The organism is Shinella sp. M31 (genome assembly GCF_049199205.1).
Lineage (GTDB): Bacteria > Pseudomonadota > Alphaproteobacteria > Rhizobiales > Rhizobiaceae > Shinella.
Map to the genome: position 1 here is coordinate 151,745 of NZ_JBLZPH010000079.1, position 6,107 is coordinate 157,851.

The window sequence follows — 6,107 nt, forward strand, 5'->3', positions numbered from 1 at the left end:
CGCTCCTGGTAAGGAAGCGGGGAATTTGGTGCCCAGAAGAGGACTCGAACCTCCACACCCTTTCGAGTACCAGCACCTGAAGCTGGCGCGTCTACCAATTCCGCCATCTGGGCGACGGAGAGCGATGTAGAAGGACCGCCCGCCGGTGTCAACAGGCTTTTTGAAGTTTTTGCAACGGCTTGGCAAAAAGCTTGTTTATCGGCTTTGGGCCCAGTCGCGGATGCGCTGGAGTCCCGCGACGAGAAGCATGACGGCGGCGGCTTCGTCGGCGGCTTCCACATAGCAGCGCATTTCCGGCGCATTGCCGGAGGGGCGCAAGTGGATGACGCTCCTGTCCTCCAGCGTGATGCGCAGCCCGTCGATGTCGCTGACTTTTTGCGGCACGCCGATCGGCGCGAGGAAGGCGGCGAGCGGCCCGGCACCCGAACGCAGCTCCGCCATCAGGGCGGCACTCGTCTCGACGGGGAAGTTTTCCAGCCGGTCGCTGGCGGCGGCGGGCAGGGCAAAGCCGGCCGCGATAAGGGAGAGCGGCTTTTCTTCGGCTGCCGCTAGCGACAGCACGGCCAGGATAGGCATCAGGCTGTCGCGGGTCGGCAGCGGCGCCAGATCATGACCGTTCACGCGGAAGGGCGTTGCCGTCAGCGTTCCGCCATTTGCCTCGAAACCGGCAACCGCCTGTTCGCCGGCTCCTACGGCTTCGTTCATCGCCGCGATCACGAAGGGCGAGCCGACGCGGGTGCGCAGCACGCGGCCGTCGATGGCCGCTTCGATGCCGGAATTGGAGGTGACGGGTGTCGCGATCACGGTCGCGCCGAGGAAGAGGCTGGCGATGAGGCCGATCAGGTCGCCACGCATCGGCGTTCCGGTCTCGTCGGCCACAAGCGGCCGGTCGCCGTCGCCATCGGCGGAGATGATGGCATGCAGGCCATGCTGCACGGCCCAGCCTTGCAGGAGAGCCACGGTCTCGGGCGAGACGGCTTCCGTATCGACGGGAATGAAGCTCTCCGAGCGGCCGAGCGCCACGACATCGGCGCCGTAATGCGCGAGCACCTCGACGAAGAGGTCGCGTGCCACGGTGGAATGCTGGTAGACGCCGACGCGCAGGCCGGAAAGGCTTGCCTCCGGCAGCAGGGCGCGGTTGCGCGCGCCATAAAGCGCCATGGTCTCGGCGTGCAGATCCTGCGCCTTTTCCTGCCCGACATCGAAGACGGTGCCTTCGGCGCGGATCGCCTCGGCGGCGGCGGTGATCGCCGCCTCGTCTCCCTTGGCGATCTCGCCGTCCGGCCGGTAGAATTTGATGCCGTTGCGGTCGGCCGGGATGTGCGAGCCCGTCACCATCAGGCAGGCGGCCTTGCGGGAAAGCCCGAGCAGGGCGAGCGCCGGCGTGGGCAGCGTCCCGCAGTCGCGCGGCTCAAGCCCGGCCTTGCGCAGGGCGGCGATCGCGATGGCCGAAATGGCGGGGCTGGAGGCGCGGAAATCGCGCCCGATCAGGATATCGTCACCGGGCCTGGCCATGCCGGAGGCGAGCAGATGGCGGGCGAACGCGGTGGCGTAGAGCGCGGTCGCCGGCCCTTCGAGATCGACCGAGAGACCCCGAAGGCCGCTGGTTCCGAATTTCAGGCTCATGCAACACCTCTGCCTCTTGCGGATCGTTCGCGCCGCGATAAATCCTCTCTACAGGACGGGCGCGCGACCATGAATAAAACAAAATGCGTGAACGTAATGCAAAGCAGGGACGTGACAGGGAGAAATCCCGCCAAAGCTAGAGAGGATCACATGTCGAAGATCAAAAATCTCGTCTTCGGTTGCGTTATGGGCATCGCCTCCGCAATCGCGCCCATGGGAGCGGCCCAGGCCGTGCCGCTTGCCGTACCGCTGCAGGCCAAGAGCGACGTGCAGAAGGCGCAGATGGAAGTCTGCGTCGGTTATGGCTGTGAGCGCCCGCGCTACTACCGCCGCCATCATCGCCCGCATTACGGCTATGAGCGCCGCTACTATCGTCCGCGCTATGAACGGCCGCGCTACTATGGCGGCGGGCGCAACGCCCATGTGCGCTGGTGCATGAACCGCTACCGCACCTACGATCCCTACACCAACCGCTACCATGCTGGCGGCGGCGTCTATCGTATGTGCTATTCGCCCTATCGCTGATCGCGACCGGGCTGAAACAGGCGGCGGGCTTCGGCCCGCCGTTTTCGTTTCAGGATATATACTCAATCAGGTCGGCGTCTGGTCGGCCCGGTCGGTGTGACCGAGATCGCGGCCGGGCTCGATGATATCGCGCACCCGCTGCTTCAGTTCTTTCGGGCCCGGAAATCCACCATCGCGCTTGCGCTCCCAGACCACGGCGTCGTTGACGCGGATCTCGAAATTGCCGCCGGTGCCTGGAATGAGCGCCACTTCGCCGAGCGCATCGGAAAAGGTCGACAGCAGCTCCTGCGCCATCCAGCCGGCGCGCAGCAGCCAGTTGCACTGGGTGCAATAGAGAATGGAAATACGCGGCTTTTCCCCGGACATGGCAACCTCCTGATCGATCGCGAAAGCATATAGCAGCCGGTGTCGCTTGGCACGCCTCCGCACGCCGCCACCTCACGGAAATGTCAACTGAATTCATCAAGTATTGTCAGCGGACATCTTGTCGCAGCCCGATTCCTGGGGGAGACGTGTTGCACCGCAATAGGCTCACAGGAGACCCCATGACAGAGCTTGCCACCACCCGCCCGCGCCTCATCATCCCCTCGCTCGGCGGCCTCTATTCCAAGCTTTCGGAAAGTGCCGAGACGATCCTACGCGTCGCCGCGGGCCTGCTGCTCGTCACCCATGGCTACGGCAAGATCATCAATCCTTTCGGCGCGAGCGGCATGGTCGAAAGCCTCGGCTTCTATCCGGGCGCCTTCTGGTCGCCGCTGCTGTCGGCCACCGAATTCTTCGGCGGCATCCTGATCGCCATCGGCCTCTTCACCCGCCCGGCCTCCTTCGCCGCGATGATCGTGCTGGCCGTTACCGTTTACTTCCACGGCATCGTGCAGGGCGAAGGTCTCGGTGGCGCGGAGAAGTCGATCCTCTGGACGCTGATTTTCCTCTTCTTCGCGGTGCGCGGCGCCAACAGCCACTCGGTCGACGCGAAAATCGGACGTCAGTTCTGATCAGTCTCCTGCGGTTGCGGCGTCTGCCGCAGCCGCCCCCTGACGAGCTTTGTCAGCGCCTCGCCGTCATAGGGTTTCCGTGCGATCGGAACGATCTCGAAGCCTTCGACACCCCTGGCATGGATATCCGCAACCGTCGTGAACAGCAGCGGCACACGTGCCTCAATCAGCCGGTTGATGCGCGCGGTGATGCGCGTCGCGTCGAGCGGTACGTCGAGCAGGCAGAGATCGATCCCGGCAAGCGCGGTCGCGTCCCATTCGTCTAGCTGCTCCGGCCGGAGCAGGGTGACGTTGCAATCCAGCGCCGATTTGATCAGGTACTCGGCGTCCAGCGCGATCAGGAACTCACGTTCGGCGATGACGATGTGCGGTATAGAACGGTCCATGGTGCCGCACTCCAATCCATGTGCAAGCACCGGAATCACGGTGCCGTGGGGGCGGACATTGGACATCATCCCAAAAAGTGTCATTTAAAAAAGACATAGCGTCGTATAGTGGAACGAATGCGCGTCGTTCGCGTTTACGGGAGCCAGCCCTGTCCGGCTGGTCTCAATCGACAGACCCGGAGGCATGATGGCGAGCGGTACGGTGGGCACCCAGCAGACCCGATGGCGTACGCCCTGCCAGCAATGTCCTTTGCGCAGCCTCCCTGATTTTCGCGATTTCACACCGAAGGAACTGGATTTCGTCTCGCAGTTCAAGAGTGGTGAACTGTCGATCGAGCGGGGCGCGACGATCCTCGTCGAAGGCATGCACAGCGCCCATCTCTTCACGGTCCTGTCAGGCTGGGCCTTTCGCTACAAGCTCCTGCCGGACGGGCGCCGCCAGATCATGAACTATGTGCTGCCGGGCGATCTCATCGGCCTTCAAGGCAGTCTGATGGGTGAGATGGACCATTCCATCGAGGCGCTGACGCCGGTGACGCTCTGCGTCTTCGAGCGCTCCAAGCTGGAACGCCTGTTCGAGCGCCATGCCTCGCTGGCCTATGATCTCACCTGGATCGCCGCCGCCGAAGAACGGATTCTCGACGAGCACCTGCTGTCGATCGGCCGGCGCACGGCGCTGGAGCGCACGGCCTATCTCCTGTCCTTCATCCACCAGCGGGCGCATTCGTCCGGCGTTAATGGCGGGCGGCGGGTGATGCCGATCACCCAGCAGCACGTCGCCGATACGCTCGGCCTGTCGCTTGTCCATACCAACAAGACGTTGCGCAAGCTTGCCGACCGCAATCTGATGCGCTGGCAGGACAAGGGTTGCGAAATCCTCGATGCCGACGCGCTTCAGGCGCTCGCCGGCTGGGAAGGCTTGAAGCGCGGCCCGCGGCCTTTCATCTGACCGGGCGGATTATGCCACGTCCCAGTGCAGTGGGAACATCGGGTCGAACACCGTTACCGGCCCCGCCCCCGTCTCGATCTTCGCCGGGAAGGCAACCGGCTCCATTCGCTTGACGAGGCGGATCGTCTCCTCATTGGCCGGCAGGCCGTACCATTCCGGGCCGTTCAGCGAGGCGAAGGCTTCGAGCCTGTCGAGCGCGCCGTCCTCTTCGAACACATGGGCAAGGCAGCTCATCGTGTTGATCGAGGTGTAGATGCCGGCGCAGCCGCAGGCGCATTCCTTCAAGGGGTCGACATGCGGTGCGGAATCGGTGCCGAGGAAGAAGCGCCTGTCGCCGGAGGTGGCGGCGGCGCGCAGGGCGAGGCGATGCTCCTCGCGCTTGGCGACGGGCAGGCAGTAGTAATGCGGCTTGATGCCGCCGACGAGGATGGCGTTGCGGTTGATGATCAGGTGATGCGTGGTGATCGAGCCGGCGAGGTTGGCCTTCGACGCCTTGATGTAGTCTATGCCGTTCTTCGTCGTGACGTGCTCCATGGTCACGCGCAGCTCCGGCAGGCGCCGGCGCAGCGGGTCCAGCACGGTCTCGATGAACACGGCCTCGCGGTCGAAGATGTCAACCTCCGGCGTCGTCACCTCACCATGTACACAGAGCGTCAGGCCGATCTTCGCCATGCGCTCGAGCACCGGCATCGCCTTGTCCATGTCGCGCACGCCGCCATGCGAATTGGTCGTGGCACCTGCGGGATAGAGTTTCACCGCCCGGATCAGGCCGCTCTCGAAGCCGGCTTCCACGTCGTCGGGATTGGTGTGTTCGGTGAGGTAGAGCGTCATCAGCGGTTCGAACCGGTCGCCTTTGGGCAGGGCGGCGAGGATGCGGTCGCGATAGGCGCTGGCATCGGCTGATGTCACGACCGGCGGCACGAGGTTCGGCATGATGATGGCGCGGCCGAAATGGCGGCTGGTATCGCCGATCACGCCCTCCAGCATGGCGCCGTCGCGCAGGTGCAGATGCCAGTCGTCCGGCCGGCGGATGGTGAGTTCTGTGGTGGTGTTGGCCATGGGCGTCTCTCCCGTCTTTACGGTTGCGATAGCACCCGAAGAGACGCCGGACAATTGCTAGAAGAGATCGATATGCAGGTCGGCGGGCCGGGAATTTTCCAAGATGCGCTTTCCGTTCGGCAGATCGTTGCCGTAGAGCTTCCAGCCGATCTGGTCCTCGGGCAGCGCATAACCCATCCAGCGTTGGCGCAGCCGCTCCTCCAGAACGGAATAAGGCGGGCCGACGAAGATGGTGAAATCGAAAACGCCGTCGAGCGCATCCCAGGGCGCGTCCTTGAACAGCAGGTAATTGCCCTCGGCCAGCACGAAGCGGGTTTCGACGGGAATGGCGCGGGCGGCATTGATGGCAAGTTCGCGCGAGCGGTCGAAGACCGGCACCAACACCTCGCCCTCGGCACGCTTCAAGGCCTTCACGATATCGACGAAGCCACGCCCGTCGAAACTCTCCGGTACGCCCTTGCGCGGCAAAAGCCCACGCTCGGCGAGAATGCCGTTGTCCATGTGAAAGCCATCCATCGGCAGGATTTCGGCGCTCTCGCCGCGCGCGAGAAGGCCGTCGCGCAGGGC

8 protein-coding genes and 1 tRNA gene are annotated in these 6,107 nt (G+C 64.1%); 3 read left to right on the top strand and 6 right to left on the bottom strand.

The genetic code is table 11. The features are described 5' to 3' along the window. Positions 1–26 precede the first annotated feature (26 nt). Positions 27–113, bottom strand: a tRNA-Leu gene (locus ACOZKU_RS13355). 82 nt (positions 114–195) lie between these two features. Beyond that, positions 196–1,626, bottom strand: coding sequence for a phosphomannomutase (locus ACOZKU_RS13360; RefSeq protein ID WP_421579292.1), 1,431 nt, complete (start codon positions 1,624–1,626; stop codon positions 196–198). Between the two features lie 150 nt (positions 1,627–1,776). Here ACOZKU_RS13360 and ACOZKU_RS13365 point away from each other — a divergent pair, with 150 nt between their 5' ends. Then, a complete protein-coding gene (locus ACOZKU_RS13365) occupies positions 1,777–2,151 on the top strand; it encodes a BA14K family protein (RefSeq protein WP_421579293.1) in 375 nt (124 codons plus the stop codon). A 66-nt stretch (positions 2,152–2,217) separates the two neighbouring features. Here the strand turns inward: ACOZKU_RS13365 and ACOZKU_RS13370 are convergent, their stop codons facing one another. Beyond that, positions 2,218–2,517: a SelT/SelW/SelH family protein gene (locus ACOZKU_RS13370; RefSeq protein WP_314090705.1), complete on the bottom strand. Its 300-nt coding sequence runs from the start codon at positions 2,515–2,517 to the stop codon at positions 2,218–2,220. A gap of 179 nt (positions 2,518–2,696) precedes the next feature. On the opposite strand from ACOZKU_RS13370, the gene ACOZKU_RS13375 reads away from it, so the two are divergent. Then, positions 2,697–3,146, top strand: coding sequence for a DoxX family protein (locus tag ACOZKU_RS13375; protein ID WP_421579294.1), 450 nt, complete (start codon positions 2,697–2,699; stop codon positions 3,144–3,146). On the opposite strand, the gene ACOZKU_RS13380 is transcribed toward ACOZKU_RS13375, so the two are convergent. Continuing rightward, positions 3,137–3,532, bottom strand: coding sequence for a hypothetical protein (locus ACOZKU_RS13380; RefSeq protein WP_421579295.1), 396 nt, complete (start codon positions 3,530–3,532; stop codon positions 3,137–3,139). The genes ACOZKU_RS13375 and ACOZKU_RS13380 overlap by 10 nt on opposite strands. Positions 3,533–3,716: 184 nt before the next feature. On the opposite strand from ACOZKU_RS13380, the gene ACOZKU_RS13385 reads away from it, so the two are divergent. Continuing rightward, the gene (locus tag ACOZKU_RS13385; RefSeq protein ID WP_421579296.1) at positions 3,717–4,481 is read left to right on the top strand and encodes a Crp/Fnr family transcriptional regulator; all 765 of its coding nucleotides are present in this window, start codon (positions 3,717–3,719) and stop codon (positions 4,479–4,481) included. Positions 4,482–4,490: 9 nt separating this feature from the next. On the opposite strand, the gene pyrC is transcribed toward ACOZKU_RS13385, so the two are convergent. Next, positions 4,491–5,540, bottom strand: coding sequence for a dihydroorotase (gene pyrC / locus ACOZKU_RS13390; RefSeq protein WP_421579297.1), 1,050 nt, complete (start codon positions 5,538–5,540; stop codon positions 4,491–4,493). 57 nt (positions 5,541–5,597) lie between these two features. Further along, the coding region (locus ACOZKU_RS13395; protein ID WP_421579298.1) for a nucleoside/nucleotide kinase family protein at positions 5,598–6,107 on the bottom strand (510 nt) is incomplete at its 5' end.

Excerpts from the sequence above, each read along its gene's own strand:
- ACOZKU_RS13365 (WP_421579293.1), top strand. The coding sequence starts at position 1,777 with ATGTCGAAGATCAAAAATCTCGTCTTCGGTTGCGTTATGGGCATCGCC.
- pyrC (WP_421579297.1), bottom strand. The coding sequence starts at position 5,540 with ATGGCCAACACCACCACAGAACTCACCATCCGCCGGCCGGACGACTGG.
- ACOZKU_RS13380 (WP_421579295.1), bottom strand. The coding sequence starts at position 3,532 with ATGGACCGTTCTATACCGCACATCGTCATCGCCGAACGTGAGTTCCTG.
- ACOZKU_RS13360 (WP_421579292.1), bottom strand. The coding sequence starts at position 1,626 with ATGAGCCTGAAATTCGGAACCAGCGGCCTTCGGGGTCTCTCGGTCGAT.
- ACOZKU_RS13385 (WP_421579296.1), top strand. The coding sequence starts at position 3,717 with ATGATGGCGAGCGGTACGGTGGGCACCCAGCAGACCCGATGGCGTACG.
- ACOZKU_RS13370 (WP_314090705.1), bottom strand. The coding sequence starts at position 2,517 with ATGTCCGGGGAAAAGCCGCGTATTTCCATTCTCTATTGCACCCAGTGC.
- ACOZKU_RS13375 (WP_421579294.1), top strand. The coding sequence starts at position 2,697 with ATGACAGAGCTTGCCACCACCCGCCCGCGCCTCATCATCCCCTCGCTC.